We start from the raw sequence: 17,509 nt of genomic DNA, 5'->3' as shown, positions 1-17,509 counted from the left end.
GCAAGCGGGGTCCGTGGTTAAGTCGCACTGAGAAATTCGCAGTTTCCGGTGACAGATAAAGGAAAAAACCTCGGGAGGTGCAGGCTGATTTTCGAGGGATTTTCTCGGGTGTTCTGGTGGTTGGCCGGAGTGTCTAAGACAAGCTTTTGGAGGGAATCGGCCACAGCCCTTGAGGGGCCGTTGCAGATGACAGAAAGGAGAACCCGAGGATGCCGTTTTTCGCGCTCGGGTGAGATCTGGGCGCCGGCAAAAAAGTTGAAAAAACTACTGCACGAGTTGGTTGATCTCGATGATCGGCAACAGCACCGCCATCACGATCACCAGCACTACCCCGCCCATCACCACAATCATCAGCGGCTCCAGCAACGCGGTCATGCCCATCGCCCGACGTTCGATATCGCGGGACAAGGTTTGCGCCGCGCGCTCGAGCATCGGTGGCAGTGCACCGGTTTTCTCGCCGCTGGCGATCAGGTGAATCAGCACCGGCGGGAACACGTTTTCCACTTTCAGCGCGGCCGCCAGGTTCACGCCCTCGCGCACCTTCGCAGTGGCCTCATTGACGCTCAGGCTCAGACGATCATTGGACAAGGTCTGCCGCGCCGCCTCCAATGCCCGCAACAACGGCACCCCGGCGCCGCCGAGAATCGCCAGCGTCGAGGCGAACCGTGCAGTGTTCAGCCCCAGCACAAACCGCCCGATCAGCGGCAACTTCAGCACCCGATGATGCCAACTCAAGCGCGCCGCCGGATTGCGCAGATACAGGCGCCAGCTCCAGAACGCACCGGCCATGATCCCGGCACACAACCAGCCCCACGCCCGAATGAAATCACTGGCATTGAGCATCGCCAGCGTCAGCCCCGGCAGATCCTGCCGCGCCTGGGAAAACGCGCTGACCACCTGCGGCACCACGTAGCTGAGCAGGAAAATCACGATGCCGATTGATACCAGCCCGACCACGCCCGGATAGATGAACGCGGTGAGAATCTTGCCGCGCAGGTTGTTGCGTTCCTCGATGTAATCCGCCAGCCGCTCCATCACCTGCGCCAGATCACCGGACTCCTCGCCCGCCGCAATCAGCGCCCGGTAAATCTCCGGAAAATCCCGTGGCCGCGCCGCCAGCGCTTCGGCCAGGCGCATGCCGCTGCGCACGTCGGCGCGAACGGCGCTGAGGGTGTGAGCGATGTGTTTTTTCTCGGCCTGTTCGACCGTGGCGCTCAGCGCCGCTTCCAACGGCAGACTGGCGCCCAGCAGGCTCGACAGTTGTCGCGTGGCCCACGCCAGATCGTTATCCGACAGTTTGGCGCTGAACATTCCACCGCCGCCATGCTGGGAGACATTGCTTTCCTTCTCCACCGACAACGCCGTCAAGCCACGACCGCGCAGCGCGCCAAACGCGGCGCCCTGACTGTCCGCTTCCAGATGCCCGGATTCGATCTTGCCGCTGGCATCGGCGGCTTCAAAACGATAGCGATTCATCAGGCGTCCCGTGTCACACGAAGGATTTCTTCCGGCGCCGTGGCACCGCTGCGGATCCAGCGCTCGCCGTCCTCACGCAGGCTGAACATCCCGGCCTTGCTCGCCGCCGCGCGCAACGCCTGCTCCCCTGCCCCTTGGTGAATCAGGGTACGGATGTCGTCATCGATGCAGAACAATTCGTGAATGCCGGTACGACCGCTGTATCCGGTGTGATTGCACGCCGCACAACCGACCGGGCGCCAGGTGCCGGGCGTGGCCGGGTCTTCCTGCTTGCACTGATTGCACAGCCGCCGCACCAAGCGCTGGGCCAAAACACCGAGCATCGACGAGGCCAGCAGAAACGGTTCGACGCCCATGTCGACCAAGCGGTTGACCGCCGACACCGCGTCGTTGGTGTGCAGGGTCGCGAGCACCAGGTGACCGGTCAGCGAAGCCTGCACCGCGATCTGCGCGGTTTCGAGGTCACGGATCTCGCCGATCATGATGATGTCCGGGTCCTGCCGCAGAATCGCCCGCAAGGCCAGGGCAAACGTCATGTCGATCTTGGCGTTGACCTGAATCTGGCTGATGCCCGGCAAGTCGTATTCCACCGGGTCTTCCACGGTGAGGATGTTGCTGGTGCTCGCATCCAGCCGCGCCAGCGCAGCGTAGAGACTGGTGGTTTTGCCGCTACCGGTCGGGCCGGTGACCAGAACAATGCCGTGGGGCTGGCGGATCAGGTGATCGAGTTTGGCCAGCACCTGCGCGTCCATGCCCAGGGTTTCCAGATGTAGGCGCCCGGCCTGTTTGTCCAGCAAACGCATCACCACCCGCTCGCCATGACCGGTGGGCACGGTGGAAACACGAATGTCGATCGGCCGCCCCGCTACGCGCAACGCAATGCGCCCGTCCTGCGGCAGGCGTTTTTCAGCGATATCGAGCTGCGCCATGATCTTGATCCGCGACACCAGCGCACCGTGCAACGCCTTGCGCGGCGAGACCACGTCGCGCAGCGTGCCGTCGACCCGGTAGCGCACCACCGAATGGGTTTCGAACGGTTCGATGTGAATGTCGCTGGCCTCGTCCCGCGCCGCCTGGGTGAGCAAGGCGTTGATCATGCGGATCACCGGCGCGCCGTCCTGGGTGTCGAGCAGGTCGGTGATTTCCGGCATGTCCTGCATCAGGCGGTCGAGGTCGACTTCGTTTTCCGCCGCACCGACCACCGCCGCCGCGCTGCCGGTGTCGGCGTAGGCAGTAGCGAGCAAGCCGTCGAGTTCGTCATCGCGCACCCGCTCAAGCCTCGCCGCGCCGAACTGCCGGCGCACCTCGCTGATCGACCAGCCCGGCGTCGACGGGCACACCGTCAGTACGCCGTCGCGCAGCAGAATCCGCTGCGCCTTGGCCCAGGCGTAAGGCAATGCGCTCATTGCAGCGGCACCGCTTTGATGGTCGCGCGCGGGCCGGACACCGGTGCCGGCACGCCTTGGGCGGTGGCCGGCAATTGCGGCGCCTGCATGTCCGGCATCGCCCAACTGCGCTCCGGTTGCAGACCGCCCTGAGCGCGGCGCATGAAGTCGTAGCGGTTCAGCGTGATGCTGCGCCCCGCCGCGCTGTCGCGGATGATGTACGGGCGCAGGAAGACCATCAGGTTGGTCTTGGTGATCGAACGACGTTCGTTGCGAAACAGTGCGCCCAGCCCCGGAATATTCGAGAGCCACGGCACCGCGTCATTGCTCTGGCTGTAGCCATCCTGCAGCAGACCGCCGAGCACCATGATCTGCCCGTCATCCAGCAGGATGCTGGTGTCGAGCGCGCGTTTGCTGGTGACGATCCCCGCCGAATTGGCCGCCGCCGAGGCGCGTTCGTCGATGCTGCTGACTTCCTGATAAATGTCGAGCTTCACCGTGCCGCCCTCGGAAATCTGCGGCCGCACGTTGAGCTTCAAACCCACCTCTTCGCGGGTCACGGTCTGGAACGGGTTGTTGCTGGTGCCCCCGCCGCCAGTGACGTAGCTGCCGCTGACAAACGGGATGGTCTGGCCGACGAAAATGCTCGCCGCTTCATTGTCCAGGGTCAGCAGGTTCGGCGTCGACAACACGTTGGTGCCGCCCTTGCTCTTCAGCGCCCGGGCCAACACTTTCAGGTCGAGGATCTTGCCGATGCCGGGGATGTCGACGGTGCCGTTGACGTAGCCGAGGTTCAGGCCTTGCGGCAGCACATCGAGGCTGGTCTTGCCATTAACGTTGATCCCCGAACCGCCGAGGTTGGCCCCGCCGATCACACCGTTGCCGCCGAGGTTGCCGGTCTGCCATTGCACGCCGAATTCGCTGGCATCGTCCTCGCCGACTTCGACGATCAGGCTTTCGATCACCACTTGCGCGCGGCGCTGGTCGAGCAGATCGATGACTTCGCGCAGGTTGCGGTACAGCGGTTCCGGCGCGGAAATCAGCAAGGTGTTGGTGGTCGCGTCGGCCTGAATGGTCACGCCGCCGGCGCTGAACGCGACGTTCTGTTCGCTGCTTTGCGCATTACTGCTGCCGCTGGTGCCGCTGCTGCCCTGAGCGTAACTGCCGCCAGTGCTGCCGCTGTTGGTGGTCGACGTAGTGCCGTTGGTTTGCGTGCCGCTCTGGCCGTTCTGCCCGCCGCCCGAGTTGGTGGAGCTGCCCATGCTGCTGAGCACCGAACGTGCACTGTCGCTGGTGCCGCTGTCGCTCTCGCCGGTCAACAGACCGCGCAGTGCCTGGGCGAGTTTGCCGGCCTGAGCGTTGCGCAGATAAACCACGTGCAGATTGCTCGGGTTGCTCTGGGCGTTGTCGAGTTTGTAGATCAGGTTGCGCGCCAGCTCCGTGCGCTCGGGGCTGCCGGCGCGGATGATGATGGTGTTGGAACGCGGGTCGCCGATCACCGCGATTTTCTGTGTCGGGTCATTGCCCGGCGCGTCGAGCAGGTCGGCAACCATCGGCGCGATGTCGGCGGCGATGCCGTTCTGGATCTGCACCACGTCGGTGTCGATGGCGCTCGGGGTGTCGATGCCCTGAATCAGTTGCGCGACCCGCGTGAGGTTCTCGGCGTAATCGGTGACGACGATGGTGTTGTTACCCGGATAGGCGTTGATCGGGTTGTTCGGCGACACGATCGGGCGCAGCACCGGGATCAGGTTCACCGCGTTCTCGTATTGCAGGCGGAACGTGCGGGTAAGCATGCCGTTGCCGGCCGGTTTGTCCGCGCTATAAATCGGCCCGCCGAGCAACTTCGCGTCGGCCTCCGGCACCACCTGCGCTACGCCGCCGACGTCCACCACGCTGAAACCCTGCATGCGCAGCGCCGCCAGCAACATGTCGTAAGCCTGATGCGCCGGCACCTGGCCTTCGGACAACAGCGTCAGGTTGCCCTTGACCCGAGGATCGACCAGAAACTGCTGGCCGGTCGAGCGCGACAACGCTCGCACCACCGCCTGAATATCCGCGTCGACAAAATTCAGCGTCACCGGTTGATCGCCCAACGGATTGGCCGGCAACGTCGTGCCCCGCACCGAACCGCCGCTGCGGGCGCGTTCGGTGATGTTGTGCAATTGCTTCGGCGCAGGTTTGACCTGAGCCTGCGCACGTTCGCGGTCGAGCACCGCGTCGCCACTGCGCTGGGTGTTGGCCAGCGGCCGGCCGAGTTCGCTGTCCACCAGCAGCGGCGGTTGATTCGGTGGCGTGGTGTTGCTGCACGCGCTCAATGCCATCAACAGCATCGGCAACGCCATGCGTTTGGATCCTGACCCCTTCATGAAGCTTCCTTAGCGCCCAGCGCCTGATCCATGCGTACGGTGCCCGACAGAGTGCCGGCGGTGTCATCGGTCGCGGCGTCGTCTGCGCGTTGCAGACGGGCCTCGACCACTTGCAGTGAAAAATTCCGGGGTTGGCTCAATAGCCAGTCGAGCACGGCGTCGGCCGGTGCCGCGTCGAAGGTCAACTGCCAGCCGGCGGACGCGGCCGCCAATTGGTAATGGCCGCCCAGTCCGCTGGCCTGCAACGTCTGTTGCAGCGACTGCTCCAGGTTTTGCCCGTCGGGGCGCACGCTGACGTCGCGCAACAGCACTTCCAGCGCTTCGGCCTGAGCGCGCAGTTTCGGGGTTTCGACTTGCGAGGCGGCGATCTTCTTCAGCGGCGGCTGAATCAGCGCCACCCACACAAACAGCCCCAGCAACAGCGCCGCCATGCCGCCGACCATGCGTTTTTCCCGCAAGGCCAACGGCTGCCAACGGGCCTGCAACTGAGCGTTGATGCGCTGCCAACCGGCGCGGTATTTCGCAAGCGATAGGCTATTCATCTTCGGCTCCGCTGCTGTCGTCGTTGTCGGTGGCGGCGGTCGCCTCGCCGGCCGGGCGCAGGACCCAGCCGTCATCATTCGGGCTGATGCTGATGCCGGCCTGGGCCAGCGTGCCTTGCCAATCCTTGTCATTGCCCGAACGCCGGGCCTCGGGCAGCAGGCTCAGCTGCAACGCGCCGTCGACAAACTCCAGCCGCTGCACCGTGCCCGCCATGGACGGCATGCCACTGCCGGCCTGCGAAACCAGCCGCGTGAAATCCTGCCCCGGCGCATCCACCGCGCCTTGCTGACGCGCCGCGATTTGCTGACGGGCCTGTTGCAGCGGATTGAGGATCACCGGCAACTCGGGGAACGCCTGCTTCACCCGCTGCGCCATCTGCGCCTTGAGCTGTTGGCCCTGCCCGGCCTCGCGGGCGGCGTACAGATTCAAACCGATCACCCACACCGCCAGTGCCAGCGCACAACAACCGAGCGCCCTGCCCCAGCCACGATGTTCGGTGCCCGGTTGCTGGAGGCCGCCGTGCAGGCCCCAGTTCGGCAACGGGCCGGAGCAACGTTGCGTGTCGGCCAACGTCGATTGCACCGCTTCCGGCGCGCCGCCACCGATCCAGTGCGCCGGCAGACCGGTTTCCAGCAACCACGCTTCGTCGATCATTGGCTGCACCTGCGCCGCATTCGGGCCGTGACGCAGCAAAAGATGATCGTCGTGCAGACAGCCGACGCCGCCCGCCATCACCGGCAAGCTGTAGGCCGCCGGGTACAGACCTTTGAGGTTCAAGCCGAATTGCCCGAGGTGCTGCAAATCCTTGCGTGCTACCCAGGCAATCTGCACCTGACCGCTTTCATTGCGAGCGCTGTGGGCGATGTGCATTTCGGCGCTGTCGCCGAGCATCAACGCCTGCGCCGCACATTGCACGGCCGCAGCGGTTTTGTTCGCGGGCAGCGGTGGCAAATCGATGCTCGCCAACAGGCTGTCCGACGGGTGCAGAAAACACACCAACGGTTGCTTCGGCAGCGCGCCGAGACGCACACGCTCTTGGCGTGTGACCTGCCCCTGACGATCCAGCCACGCTCCCTCCACTTCACTGTCGAGACTCAACTCCGCCAGCGGCGGCAAACTCACGCGCAACTGGCTCATACGCCCACCCGCGACCAGATCACTTGCGGCAAGCGGTCTTCACTGCGATGCAGCAACGCATCGAGGCTGACCCGCCGCTGATCCCGCCGCGCCTGCCCGCGCAGCCGAAACCAGTCGCTGGTGATGCCGACCTTGACGCTGGTGATCTCCAGTTGCGGCAGTCGCAGGCGATTGACGAAATCCCCGCGATTGATGAACCAGCGCCCGGCGTCACGCTCATTGATCAACGCCTGCGCCCGCTCCAGCGACAGCCCCGGCACATAAGCCGCCAACACCGGCGCCGTGGCCGTGTTGCCGTTGAGCCAGGTGGTCGCCGGAATCACCGTCAGGTACGGCGCCAGTTTCGCCAACAGCGCATCGTTGACCCCGTCGACGCTGCGTAAATCGTCAAGCGTGCGCAGCATCGGCAGGGTCGGCGATTGCGGTTTGCGCGAAGCGGACGGCGACGTGGCGCGCCCGCTGTCGAAGGTGTTTTTCGCCACAGGCTTGTCCACCACCTGGGCATTCAACAGGTGCGGATACGAGCCGATCACCCGCTGACTGATGCGCCGGCTCAACCCGCTGCTGACACCAATCAATTCGCACAAACGCTCGAACGCCTGCACCTGCGCGTCATCGATCCGTTCGTTGGCCACCAGATTGCGCAGGTTGAACTTGCCCTGCTCGTCCTCCAGCCGCCCCTCGAAACCCTGGGTGCTCAAGAGCTGCGCCCACGGTTGATCGAGTCGGGTCAACGGATCGCGCTGCCGCGCATCCCACAACAATTGCCGGCTGATCTCCAACCCGCCGTGCAACACCCAACGGCCCTGCACGCGCAATTGTTCGGCTTCCAGCGCCCGGGTCGAAACGCTCTGGCGCGTCAGCATGCCGGCGGCGATCACCGCGACCACCGCCGCAATCAGCAGCGCACTGATGATCGCCATCCCCTGCTGGTTCGATTGGCTGTTCATGACCGGCCTTACAACTGCCAGGAACCGATGTCGGCATTCACGCCATCGCCGTCAGGCTGGCCGTCGGCGCCGAGGGAAAAGATGTCGATCTCGCCGTTGGCACCGGGATTGAGGTACTGATAAGGACGACCCCACGGGTCATTCGGCAGGCGCTCCAGGTACGAGCGCCAGTTGCTGTTCTTCGCATCGGCCGGCCGCTCCACCAGCACCTTCAGGCCCTGACTCTGGCTCGGGTAAGTGCCGTGATCGAGGCGATACAGCTTCAGCGCCTGCATCAACCCGCCAATGTCCTGCTTCGCCGCCGTGGCCCGCGCCTGATCCGGCCGGTCGAGCACCTTGGGCACCACCATCGCCGCCAGAATCCCGAGAATCACCACGACCACCATGATCTCGATCAACGTGAAACCCTGCTGCCCACGGGGCATCCGGCTCGGTCGACTGGGCTGTTTGAACTGCGCGATATCCATCTCGTCATTCCCTGGCTTGATTCGATTCGACGCGCAGTGTTGCAAGAAGATATGTCAGGGATGTTGAAAATCCTCGGGTGTTTTCGTCGTCAAGCCGTCAAGCACGGGCGTTAGCGTCAAGGGCTGCCCGACCGCCCGAGACCCCGATGCGCACCCCCTCCCCGCAAGCCGGATTCACCCTGATTGAAGTGCTCGTCGCGCTGGCGATCATCGCCGTCGCCATGTCCGCCGCCGTGCGCGTGGCGGGGTTGATGACGCAGAGCAGCGGGATATTGCGGGATCGGTCGATTGCGATGATTGCGGCGCAGAGTCGGATGGCAGAATTGCGGTTGGAGGGGCGGTTGGTGATGGGGGTTAAGGCGGTTGAGTGTGATCAAGGGAGGTTGTTGTTGCGGTGTGAGCAGGTGATCGCAGCGGCAGAGAATGGACGGTTGCTCAAGGTTGGAGTTCAGGTGTTTGACCGCAACCAAGATGCGCCGCCGCTGGCTCGGCTGGAGACGTTGCTTAGCCGACCCGAAAATCCCTAGCCCTCCCGAAACGTCAGACCGCTGGTATGCAGCAGAATCGACCGAGAGATATTTCCGACAACCACCTGAAAATCTTCACCACCACGCACACACCGCGTTGAACCCATAATCAACTCAAACGCCCGTCTCCAAACCCATAATCAACTCGGTCGCCCAGGTCGATGTACAACGCCAGACACCTCCGTCGGCCCCCTCTCCCTCCGGGAGAGGGCTGGGGTGAGGGCCGCTCTTGACCCACCCGTTTAACGCCTCCCAAAAACCCCGTTTAAAAGACACCAACAGTAACGTCCCCAAGGCTACACAACCTTGCGTCATTACCTACGACTACGCCAGAATCCGCCGGCTTGTGCGTCTAGTGCGCGGGTCTTATCGTTTCCGGGTCACTGAAAAACAGTGATCGGGTTTGGTAGCCCGACCTCCCATATGACGCATAACGTCACCTAGCGCAGATGCCTTTCGGCATCCGTCTTATGGTGGCCATGCGCAGGGCGTCCTCGGGCGCGCCGGATTTTCCATATGGGCCGGTCTACCAACCTTCGTATGGCCACCACCACTCGTTTGGTAGCGAGAGTGATGGCTCCTTAAGTCCCATATGGAGCTACATCTATGTTCAAACCAACACCCAACCCACCAGAAACCGACCCGGTCTCCCCCTACAAATTCCCCGACTCCCGAACCCTCAACGAAGCCGCCGAACGCGCCCTCGACCACTACCTCACCCCACAACAACGCATCATGGGCAGCCACCACAAACACGACCCCATGTACCTGGCCAATCCTGCCTACAACACCGAATCCCTGCTGGCCAACGCCAGCGAATCACTGGGATCGGCCAGCGAAATGCTAAATAACTTCGCCGCCACGCTGGAGCCTGCTCATCGCAAAACCGCGATTGGGATTGCGCAGTTGGTGATGTTGAGTGAGTTGGCGGTGAATCAGGCGTTGGATCATGTTGAGGTGAAGACGTGATCGGCTGAGCGCTGTAGCTCAATAGTCGGAAAAAAAATGGCCGAGGTTGTCAGGTGTAGCTGACTACCTCGGCCAAATGAGCATTTCTATTTTTTGCGGCACATCTCGACGTCATCCTGAGTCTTCAGGTCAGTGTCGATTCCCAAGCGATACCTGCAGTAATCAATAATCCATCCCCGCTCCTCAGCTGTCAGGCGCTCTACCTTCCTGATCTCTCCATCGTTCGCGTGGATGTTGTAGAACTTCATCTGAAACGTCGGGTGTTTCTTGATGAAGACAATGGTCTCGATGTCCCCTTCCTCAAGGGCTTCGTAGTAGCCGACGTAGAGCACCGTCGTTACGACGAGGATCGCTGCGATTAGAAGCTTTTTCATTCCGATGGTGCCGGTGGTAGAGGCTGAAGGGTTCTAGCATGAAAGGAGACTGATTGAATGCCAGAAAGTAAATCAGCCCCCAATTTTTGCTGCCAGCCCAGCTCCCACAGATTTCAGCGTCCTACACAATATCTGTGATCAACATAAATCCCTGTGGGAGCGACGGTGCGCCGATTCGACTTGCTCGCGAAGGCGCCAGAATTGACACCAGTTTAATCAGCAGGCGATCCCGAGGTCTGCTTTACCGGCAATTGCAAATTATCCAACGCCCGATTCACCGCCAACTCCCCGAGCATGATCAACTGCGCAATGCCCACCAACGCCCGACGCTGCGAAGCCGGCACCAGACTGGCGATGTTCTGAGCAATGGTTTGGGCCGAAGCGAGTGTTTCACTGGCATCAATCAGCAATTCTTCGTTTTTATTGTCCGCCGTCACAGCATACATCCCGCGGATTCTACGTGGGGGCGGCGTGGAGCCGGGCGGACATAGGTAATGGTCGAGCGCGCGGTCGGCGGCTTCGTGGAGTTTTCTGGAATCGATGGATTCGTAGGGGGAAACCGAATCGGTTTCGGGCGGGTTGGGTGTTGGTTTGATCATGGTGAAGCTCCATTTTTATACCTGGTGGAACCACCAACACCTGTCGCTAAACAGGTAAGGGTGGCAGCTGTACGCGGGTTAGCGAACCGAGAGGTATAAGACCCGGCAGACCCGAAGGTCTCCCACGCACAGCCACCATATCGTCATCGCAAAAGTCTGCGACAAACGGGAGCGTCGTTGAACTTATACCTGGTCGGGTCGCTAAACCCGGTCACTGGGTTGCCAGCGACACGTAGACGATAAAGACCAGGTACAAAGCGCACAAGCCGGCGGATTCTGGCGTAGCTGTAGGCAACGGCGCAAGGATATGTAGCCTGAGAGAGTGTCTGGAGATGTCTTTTTAAACGTTGGTGTTTATCGGAATTCTCATTGCGTCTCGGATCCCACGACAGATCCGCCCCCTTGCCCCAACAAATGTAAGCGTCCGGCGAACACATCCCCCTGAAGCTGATAGGGAGCTATCGCCTCCATTGAACCGAAGCAGTAGTGGTTATGCGGAATCTGTTCTCTGCATAATGACTGACCGGCCATGTTTAGGATGCTTGTTATGCCAGCCTCCGCTGATCAAAACTCCGCTGTCGTTTTATGCGCAGCTTCCAATAACGACCTGGAAGATCTGGTAGCCATCAGGATTGAGGCCATGCGCGAGAGCCTTGAACGGCTTGGACGATTTAACCCAGATCGTGCGCGCGAACGATTTGTTGCTGGGTTCGACGTTAACAGCACTCGTCGCATAGAAGTATCAGGTGATCTGGTCGGTTTTGTCGTAATCAAAGACCACCAGAGCGAGCTTTTGCTTGACCACTTGTATGTGATACCCAGTGCTCAAGGAGCAGGAATCGGCTCTGAAGTTCTTACTCAGATTTTCAGAGAGGCTGACGAGATCGGGCGTCCCATCAAGGTCGGTGCTCTCAAGGAAAGCGCTTCAAATCGTTTTTACACTCGCCATGGCTTCGTGTTCGTCGAGAGCGGTGAATTCGATAATTATTATGTCTGGGCTAACGGTAATGCCGTTGATCTGGGCGACTAGGCAGATCTTGATACGTTGCCCCGACAGATGTTGCACCGTTAGATGAACAAAGGGGATTGATCTATTTTCTGGAAAATAAATCTGCCCCCCTTTTTTTTCAAACAAAACCACATATGCTAGCCATATAAAGCAACAGCAACATCTACTTACCTATCAATTGTTTTAGATGAGCAATATTTTGCGAATAGTTAATTATGTAAACTCCAAGTGAATGCGTCATTGTCACACCTTGGCTCATCCATCTTCTCATATCCCACCCAAGATCAAGTAGATCTGAAGCAGCAAAAACAAATTCTAAGGTATCTACGATAAACGCGAACTCTGTGAAATGTTTTTGATAATCGAATGATCCAGCGCTGCCGTGAACATAGTGATTTCGACACAATACAGCCTGACTGCATGGCAGATAGAGTTCAGGAAACTTATCGCCTGCCACCTCAATAATTTTGTCAGCACGGTGGTTTATCTTGTCGCGTAGGCTTGCCTTACCAATACGTCCTAGGGTCGAGAGGACAGACTGCCTTGCGAAACTATCCGGCAGATCTGAGAAAATTTTTCGGCACTGCGCCATCGCTTCTCTCATTGACGTATCGACTTCTTTCGTCTTAGGTACATAGCTCGATGGTAGCAAGTCAAACATGTTGGCGGCGCCAACTATCCGATCAATGCTGTAGCTTCCGAAAAATGCTGTTGAAAATCGTACCCTTGGATCCCCCATCGACTCCGCACTGTTCATCCAACCTTTCGCTACCTTGGCAAACTCTTCAGGATTTCGATCTGGGCAAAGAAGAATGTCACCTAAACTGGTCGTAGGGTCACCCTGAACTAGTTCATTGCACAAGCTCCAGTACAACTGGGCAGTCTGAGGTCTGTCGTGGGAGGTTTCCTTTGAGCGGTGAGTCAACTCTAACTCAATCCAACAGAAGCTTTGACGATTCCCGAGGCTTAGCTCAAACAACCCGTGTAGTGTTCGAAGAGCATGGGTCGCTTCGTCCAACGTTTTTGGTTCCGTGAACTCGATATTGGCGGTGACTTGATTTTTAATACCGATTCCCGCAGCACTTCCACCTGGATGAGAAGATCGGTTCGTCAACGAAACCTTCCCAATCTCCGCGCTAGTAGATACGATTTCCCACAAGCCACTAAAATAAAGTATATGCGGATGCTCGCCGATCTGAGGATTGAAAGGGCGGCTTTCCCAGCCATACTCTTCTGCTATCCTCTCTCTACGCTTGTGATCCATCTCCAGAATCTGGTGAATCTCGGCTATTTCAGGATGTAGTGACTGAAAAGTCTCACGCCCGCTTACAAGGCAGTCGACGTTCTTAAAATGATAGCGAATCGCTTGAATAACAGGCTCACCAGAACTAATAAATTCTTCACCTACCACCGCGTAGTGCGGAAAAAATATACTCTCAAACTGAGAGTTCTCATCAAAGCGATGCCGGCTTGTACCGTGAAGCACGCAATCCAGAAGCGAAACTTTCTTTCCATCATTTAGCATTCCATGAATGTCTGAGGATCCAATTTCGGGGTGAGTCCAGTGACTCTTCCCTACAAGCTTAAGGATGCTATCCGCGCCAGCAATTTTGAGTAAACCGGCAAACTGGCTATCTGCTGGAAGAAAAAGTCCATTGTATTGTTCGTGTGTTGGCATAGAAAATATAAACTCAATTATGGTTAAAGTACGACAACCCTGAGGATAGCATTCAATCGAAATTTTCACCGGATGCTTGCGAGGAAGCAGCCACAACTGCCACGAACTAAACAGATACTTCTGGTCAGTTTTTTTCCAATTCGTGGGGCGAAGAGAGTGCACTGTGAGCCGAGAAACAAAGGGGACTGATTTATTTTGGGGAAATAAACCAGTCGCCTTTTCCCCACCGCTTGATCGAGATAGGTCTAGGCACCTTTGGGTAATACTTTCCGATCCGATGCCATATCCTCGTTGAAACCATCTGGCACAGGCTTGAAACCTGAAGCTGGCGAGCGGTGGCTAGACTGAAACTGGCGCAAACTCAGTACGTCGATTTCACCTGTAATGCAGTAGTCGTGGTTACCTCCCTTGACTCGTAATATGTCGCGCTTCCAGCGATCCTTGTAAGGTGCACGGATACGGCTATCACCGAAGCGGCGGTTGTTGCATTGGATGATGTAAGCATGAATATCCAGAGCGGCAGATTCCACCAGTGCGTTGAATGTGTCGGTGTCACTATTCCACTCTGGAACAAACAGCGCGTCGATATGACCGCGTAGGTCGGCGCGATAACGAATATTGGTCAGCTCACTACAGATCATGATGGCAAAGCGGAAATCACCATGCTGAATTACCGGAGGCTTTTGCCACTGTTGCTCTTGAGTTGGCTGCATCTGCAGGCCTGCTAAGCGAAAAAGTTCTTGCTCCTCATGGAACGCTGGACGCTGTTTATCCTGGCGATAGAGCATCAGCGAAGGGAATCCGAGACCGTCGTGCGTTAGCGAAGCCCAAACCTGATGACGCACATACTTTCTCGGTGCATGGAGGTACTCCACCCCGGTGATCAAAGATATGCCACGGCCCTTTAGCTTTTCGGCGATACGCATAAACCATTGAGGTGGTAGAGACACTTCCGGGAGGATCAAGTAACCAGCGCCGTCAGGCCGAGAGATCAGTTCGTTGATCAGGCGATTGATGCGTTGGTAACGGTGCAGACCATCCGGATCAGGCAACCCCATGATGGCGGCAGTAAAGCTCTCATCTTTAGTCTCCAAGCTGGCCACAGCGATGGTCTGTTTGGCCTTCGGTTCTCCGTCCGGGATATTCAAAACCTGCTTTTTGTCGAGGTGCGGCATCTTTTGCGTGGTCAGCTCAAAACCTCGTAGCGCTTGCACCACCAACCCCAGTGTTTGGCGGCTAGAGGCAGCAAAAGGGGTGGGGGCGATGAGGTAGAGCTCATTGAGGCTGAATGGGCGAGTGGCGAATGTTAGTCCAGACGGAGTGCCGCGTTTAAGCCTGAGCCAGTTCGCCAGTATGGCGATACCGTCGGTCATCTCGTAAGGCAATAGCTCTTCTGCGTCAAACGTTGCGAGGTTTTTACGGAGTGGAATACCGCGCTGGCTGACCATTTCCTGAGGCAGACCCGTAAAGCGCAGGGGGATATGAGCGAGATCGAAGCTGAACAGGCGAACTTGAAGCTTCTGTATTTGCTGGCTGGTGATGTTCATTGGCCTGTCCAGGAAGTTATTCCAAATAACGGAGGCAAGTTTCTCCATATGGCCGGTCATTTGGTTCTTCCAAGCGGTCGTTCCCGATTTGCTTAGGCGGGGCGGAAACGCAGACACGATGCTCTGCGCTGTCACTTCCCAGATGGATCGCTTCCATAATTGTCGGGTTTCGACTGGCACGTCGGCAGCAGCCAGGCTTTTGATCGCTAGAGTGCAGTCGATTTCTACTTTATTGATCAGGCCATCCAGTGCATTGATGATTTTGCCTAGGTACTCAAAATCCTCACAAGCGGTTGCCATGCGGATGATGCGTGGCAGATATTGAGCCAGTTCGAAAAACTTAACTGGGGTGAGCAAATGCTCGATAACTGCGGCGAAAAAGGCATGGCGGTGTGCTTGCCAACTCTCCGGAGGGATATCGCGTTCGAAGGCTTCGTAGTTGCGAAGGCTAAGTGCAAAACCCGCGCGGTGCAGCGTCAGCGCATCGGTCTTTCGTAGATTGTCTGCTTGCTCACCAGCCAGGTTAGTAGCTTTGAGCAAGTCCGTAGCTACGGTATTGGGCGAATTAGGCAGGTCGGGTAACGCGCGCCATTCGCTTGCACGTTGGTTGATCTGTTCAGAAATCGCGTTGACCAGAGCCGTACCTGCAGAGCCTGCAAGGACGAACAGCTTGTTTTTGCTGTTTTTAAAGGCGATGTGGTCTTCTTTGAGATATCCAGGCTTGAACAGAATGCTACCGTCATCTTTTTTGAGCAGATCCTTGCCACCGTCACGACTGAAGATCCAATCCCAAAACTGCTCAGTGGTTTTGATATCACTGGCGTTTTCCATTACCAAGAGAATGTCGTCCACATAACGACCGTAATACAGTGGCACTACTTGTTGCTCGATGAACTGGTCGAGCTTGATTAGCGCCGCGTTCGCGACCACAGCAGACGCAGGCAAACCTACAGGTAACCCTTTTCCTAGTGGCGTATCCTGTGCCCAGGCCAATAAGGCGGAAATGAACAGGCGGTTCAGTTTGGACTGCGATTCGCTCAGTTCAATGTTGGCTAACTTGAGGAAGCTGTCATCGAGCATAAAGCCGGGGCTTAGCTCGTGATAGAAACTGCTTACATCGGCTGTGAGTGCCAATACTTTTTTCTTCTCGCTGAGGGCTGTTCGCATCGCCTTGATGCCACCGTCGCGCCATTCACGGAAGGGTCTGAGATAGGGTTTGAATGATCCAAGGGCCCACGTATTGATCTCCTCGTGCCGGTTACGGCGTAGGCGGCTACCAAAGACGTTGCTGCTGAGCTGCTTGTCGAAAAGATTACCGACTTCCATCATCCATAGTGATGACAGCACGTGAAAGTCTATGCTACAGCGAGCCATGAGGCGGAAAACGGCAACGGGGCGGTTGCCGACCTCAGTCGCGCTTTGCCACTCGGCTTCCGGCGAGGCAAAGATCAGACTTTGACCCTGCTTTTCTTTGCCAATCTCGATTTCTTTTGGAGCCAGTGTCCAAGTGCCGAGAAATGCGGGGGTTTTGACCCAGTCCTCATTCACCGCTTCGATCTGCTCTTTCAGACGCGTGAGGTTTTTGCCCAGGTCATCTTCATAGTTGGCTATGTCGAACAGCGACGGGTTGGTTGAGTAGTAGAGATCAACCTTGGCCTTACGATAGGCGAGGCCAAAATCGTGCAGCGATAACGACATCGGGGTGACGTCCATTTCTTAACCTTCGACAATCCTTGGATACCCTGGATATTACCGAAACCAAGCATGAGTGGGCTAAAACATTGCAAGGTGCTCTATCTTTACGGGAGTGTCACGAATGGATCAATGAACAGCCCCTAGTTTAGTAGGAGCTTCAACCGTCCGTATCGAGCCGTTTTCTACCCTTCGTTACGGTTCGCCATATATCGAAAAGTAGCAAAAAAAACACTCTTTGCTTGTCAGCTTTTTTGTGACATGGCACTCAAGTCAGTAGTTTAAAGGCACAACTTCAATCGAAACGACAAAAAATACTTCACTCCTACACCTCACGGCCTCACCAACCTAGGCATCTCCACCCCCTCCCCCAACCTCTCCACCCCCAACCTCACCCTCTCCCCACCCTGCTCAATCACCACCCCATCCCCCTCCACCGCCACCAACTTCACCCCAGGACTCACCCGCTCCCCCTGCAAAAAACTCCTCGGCGGTCCGTCGTTGAGGCTGAGTATCGCCACCGCTCCCCGACTCCCCGCCATCACCCCACTGACCTTGATCTCCACCGGCGCCGTGCGGTTGGAAAACCACTGCAATGCCGGGTTATCGCTGCGCGCAGCAAGCAGTTGCGGCGTAGCCGCCGGGGTGTGGGATTCGGCGGTGGTCAGGAGCAGGGATGACCAGGTGGCGATGCCGACCAGGGCGGCCAGCAGTGCGGCGGCCTGGATGATTTGGGGGGGTGAAAAGCGTGCGGTGAATCTCATGGGCTGAATCTCCTTTTAGTCCC

The 17,509-nt window shown here is 58.1% G+C and carries 15 protein-coding genes; 3 read left to right on the top strand and 12 right to left on the bottom strand.

Annotated features, from left to right (window positions below; all coding sequences use genetic code 11):
- Positions 1-264: 264 nt before the first annotated feature.
- The 7 genes from gspF to gspG are packed head-to-tail and all read right to left on the bottom strand — an operon-like array spanning position 265 to position 8,327.
- Positions 265-1,476 (bottom strand): type II secretion system inner membrane protein GspF, encoded by a 1,212-nt coding sequence (gspF, locus tag AC1RT4_RS03520; RefSeq protein ID WP_493083558.1) that lies wholly within the window; start codon positions 1,474-1,476, stop codon positions 265-267.
- Positions 1,476-2,882, bottom strand: a complete 1,407-nt coding sequence (gene gspE / locus AC1RT4_RS03515) for a type II secretion system ATPase GspE (RefSeq protein WP_085646839.1) — start codon at positions 2,880-2,882, stop codon at positions 1,476-1,478. Before gspE ends, gspF begins: the two co-directional genes overlap by 1 nt.
- The gene (gspD, locus tag AC1RT4_RS03510; RefSeq protein ID WP_493083556.1) at positions 2,879-5,230 is read right to left on the bottom strand and encodes a type II secretion system secretin GspD; all 2,352 of its coding nucleotides are present in this window, start codon (positions 5,228-5,230) and stop codon (positions 2,879-2,881) included. The genes gspE and gspD overlap by 4 nt, the downstream gene beginning before the upstream one ends.
- A complete protein-coding gene (locus AC1RT4_RS03505) occupies positions 5,227-5,772 on the bottom strand; it encodes a type II secretion system protein M (RefSeq protein WP_493083554.1) in 546 nt (181 codons plus the stop codon). Before AC1RT4_RS03505 ends, gspD begins: the two co-directional genes overlap by 4 nt.
- Complete coding sequence (gspL, locus tag AC1RT4_RS03500; protein WP_493083552.1) at positions 5,765-6,910, bottom strand: type II secretion system protein GspL; 1,146 nt, start codon at positions 6,908-6,910, stop codon at positions 5,765-5,767. Before gspL ends, AC1RT4_RS03505 begins: the two co-directional genes overlap by 8 nt.
- Positions 6,907-7,860 carry a type II secretion system minor pseudopilin GspK gene (gspK, locus tag AC1RT4_RS03495; protein ID WP_493083550.1) on the bottom strand — a complete coding sequence of 318 codons (954 nt, stop codon included), beginning with the start codon at positions 7,858-7,860 and terminating at the stop codon, positions 6,907-6,909. The genes gspL and gspK overlap by 4 nt, the downstream gene beginning before the upstream one ends.
- An 8-nt stretch (positions 7,861-7,868) precedes the next feature.
- Positions 7,869-8,327 carry a type II secretion system major pseudopilin GspG gene (gene gspG, locus AC1RT4_RS03490; protein WP_011334561.1) on the bottom strand — a complete coding sequence of 153 codons (459 nt, stop codon included), beginning with the start codon at positions 8,325-8,327 and terminating at the stop codon, positions 7,869-7,871.
- A 146-nt stretch (positions 8,328-8,473) separates the two neighbouring features.
- On the opposite strand from gspG, the gene gspI reads away from it, so the two are divergent.
- Complete coding sequence (gene gspI, locus AC1RT4_RS03485) at positions 8,474-8,854, top strand: type II secretion system minor pseudopilin GspI (protein WP_493083548.1); 381 nt, start codon at positions 8,474-8,476, stop codon at positions 8,852-8,854.
- Positions 8,855-9,460: 606 nt separating this feature from the next.
- A complete protein-coding gene (locus AC1RT4_RS03480; protein ID WP_011333718.1) occupies positions 9,461-9,823 on the top strand; it encodes a DUF6124 family protein in 363 nt (120 codons plus the stop codon).
- Positions 9,824-9,909: 86 nt separating this feature from the next.
- Here the strand turns inward: AC1RT4_RS03480 and AC1RT4_RS03475 are convergent, their stop codons facing one another.
- Together AC1RT4_RS03475 and AC1RT4_RS03470 are read right to left on the bottom strand one after the other, a co-directional pair.
- Positions 9,910-10,197 (bottom strand): hypothetical protein, encoded by a 288-nt coding sequence (locus tag AC1RT4_RS03475; protein WP_493083546.1) that lies wholly within the window; start codon positions 10,195-10,197, stop codon positions 9,910-9,912.
- Positions 10,198-10,409: 212 nt separating this feature from the next.
- On the bottom strand, positions 10,410-10,796 hold the full coding sequence (locus AC1RT4_RS03470; protein WP_493083544.1) for a DUF6124 family protein: 387 nt from the start codon (positions 10,794-10,796) through the stop codon (positions 10,410-10,412).
- Between the two features lie 547 nt (positions 10,797-11,343).
- On the opposite strand from AC1RT4_RS03470, the gene AC1RT4_RS03465 reads away from it, so the two are divergent.
- Positions 11,344-11,826 (top strand): GNAT family N-acetyltransferase, encoded by a 483-nt coding sequence (locus tag AC1RT4_RS03465; RefSeq protein ID WP_493083542.1) that lies wholly within the window; start codon positions 11,344-11,346, stop codon positions 11,824-11,826.
- A gap of 142 nt (positions 11,827-11,968) precedes the next feature.
- Here AC1RT4_RS03465 and AC1RT4_RS03460 read toward each other — a convergent pair whose 3' ends face one another.
- The 3 genes from AC1RT4_RS03460 to AC1RT4_RS03450 form a co-directional block, all read right to left on the bottom strand.
- The gene (locus AC1RT4_RS03460) at positions 11,969-13,483 is read right to left on the bottom strand and encodes an ApeA N-terminal domain 1-containing protein (RefSeq protein ID WP_493083540.1); all 1,515 of its coding nucleotides are present in this window, start codon (positions 13,481-13,483) and stop codon (positions 11,969-11,971) included.
- 245 nt (positions 13,484-13,728) lie between these two features.
- Positions 13,729-16,743: an RNA-directed DNA polymerase gene (locus AC1RT4_RS03455; RefSeq protein ID WP_493083538.1), complete on the bottom strand. Its 3,015-nt coding sequence runs from the start codon at positions 16,741-16,743 to the stop codon at positions 13,729-13,731.
- A gap of 311 nt (positions 16,744-17,054) precedes the next feature.
- Positions 17,055-17,486 (bottom strand): type II secretion system protein N, encoded by a 432-nt coding sequence (locus AC1RT4_RS03450; RefSeq protein ID WP_134023270.1) that lies wholly within the window; start codon positions 17,484-17,486, stop codon positions 17,055-17,057.
- Positions 17,487-17,509 lie beyond the last annotated feature (23 nt).

This window comes from Pseudomonas sp. GW821-FHT11D10, from assembly GCF_058808435.1.
The sequence above is the reverse complement of the archived record's forward strand: the minus strand, read 5'-3'. Positions and strand labels throughout refer to the sequence as shown.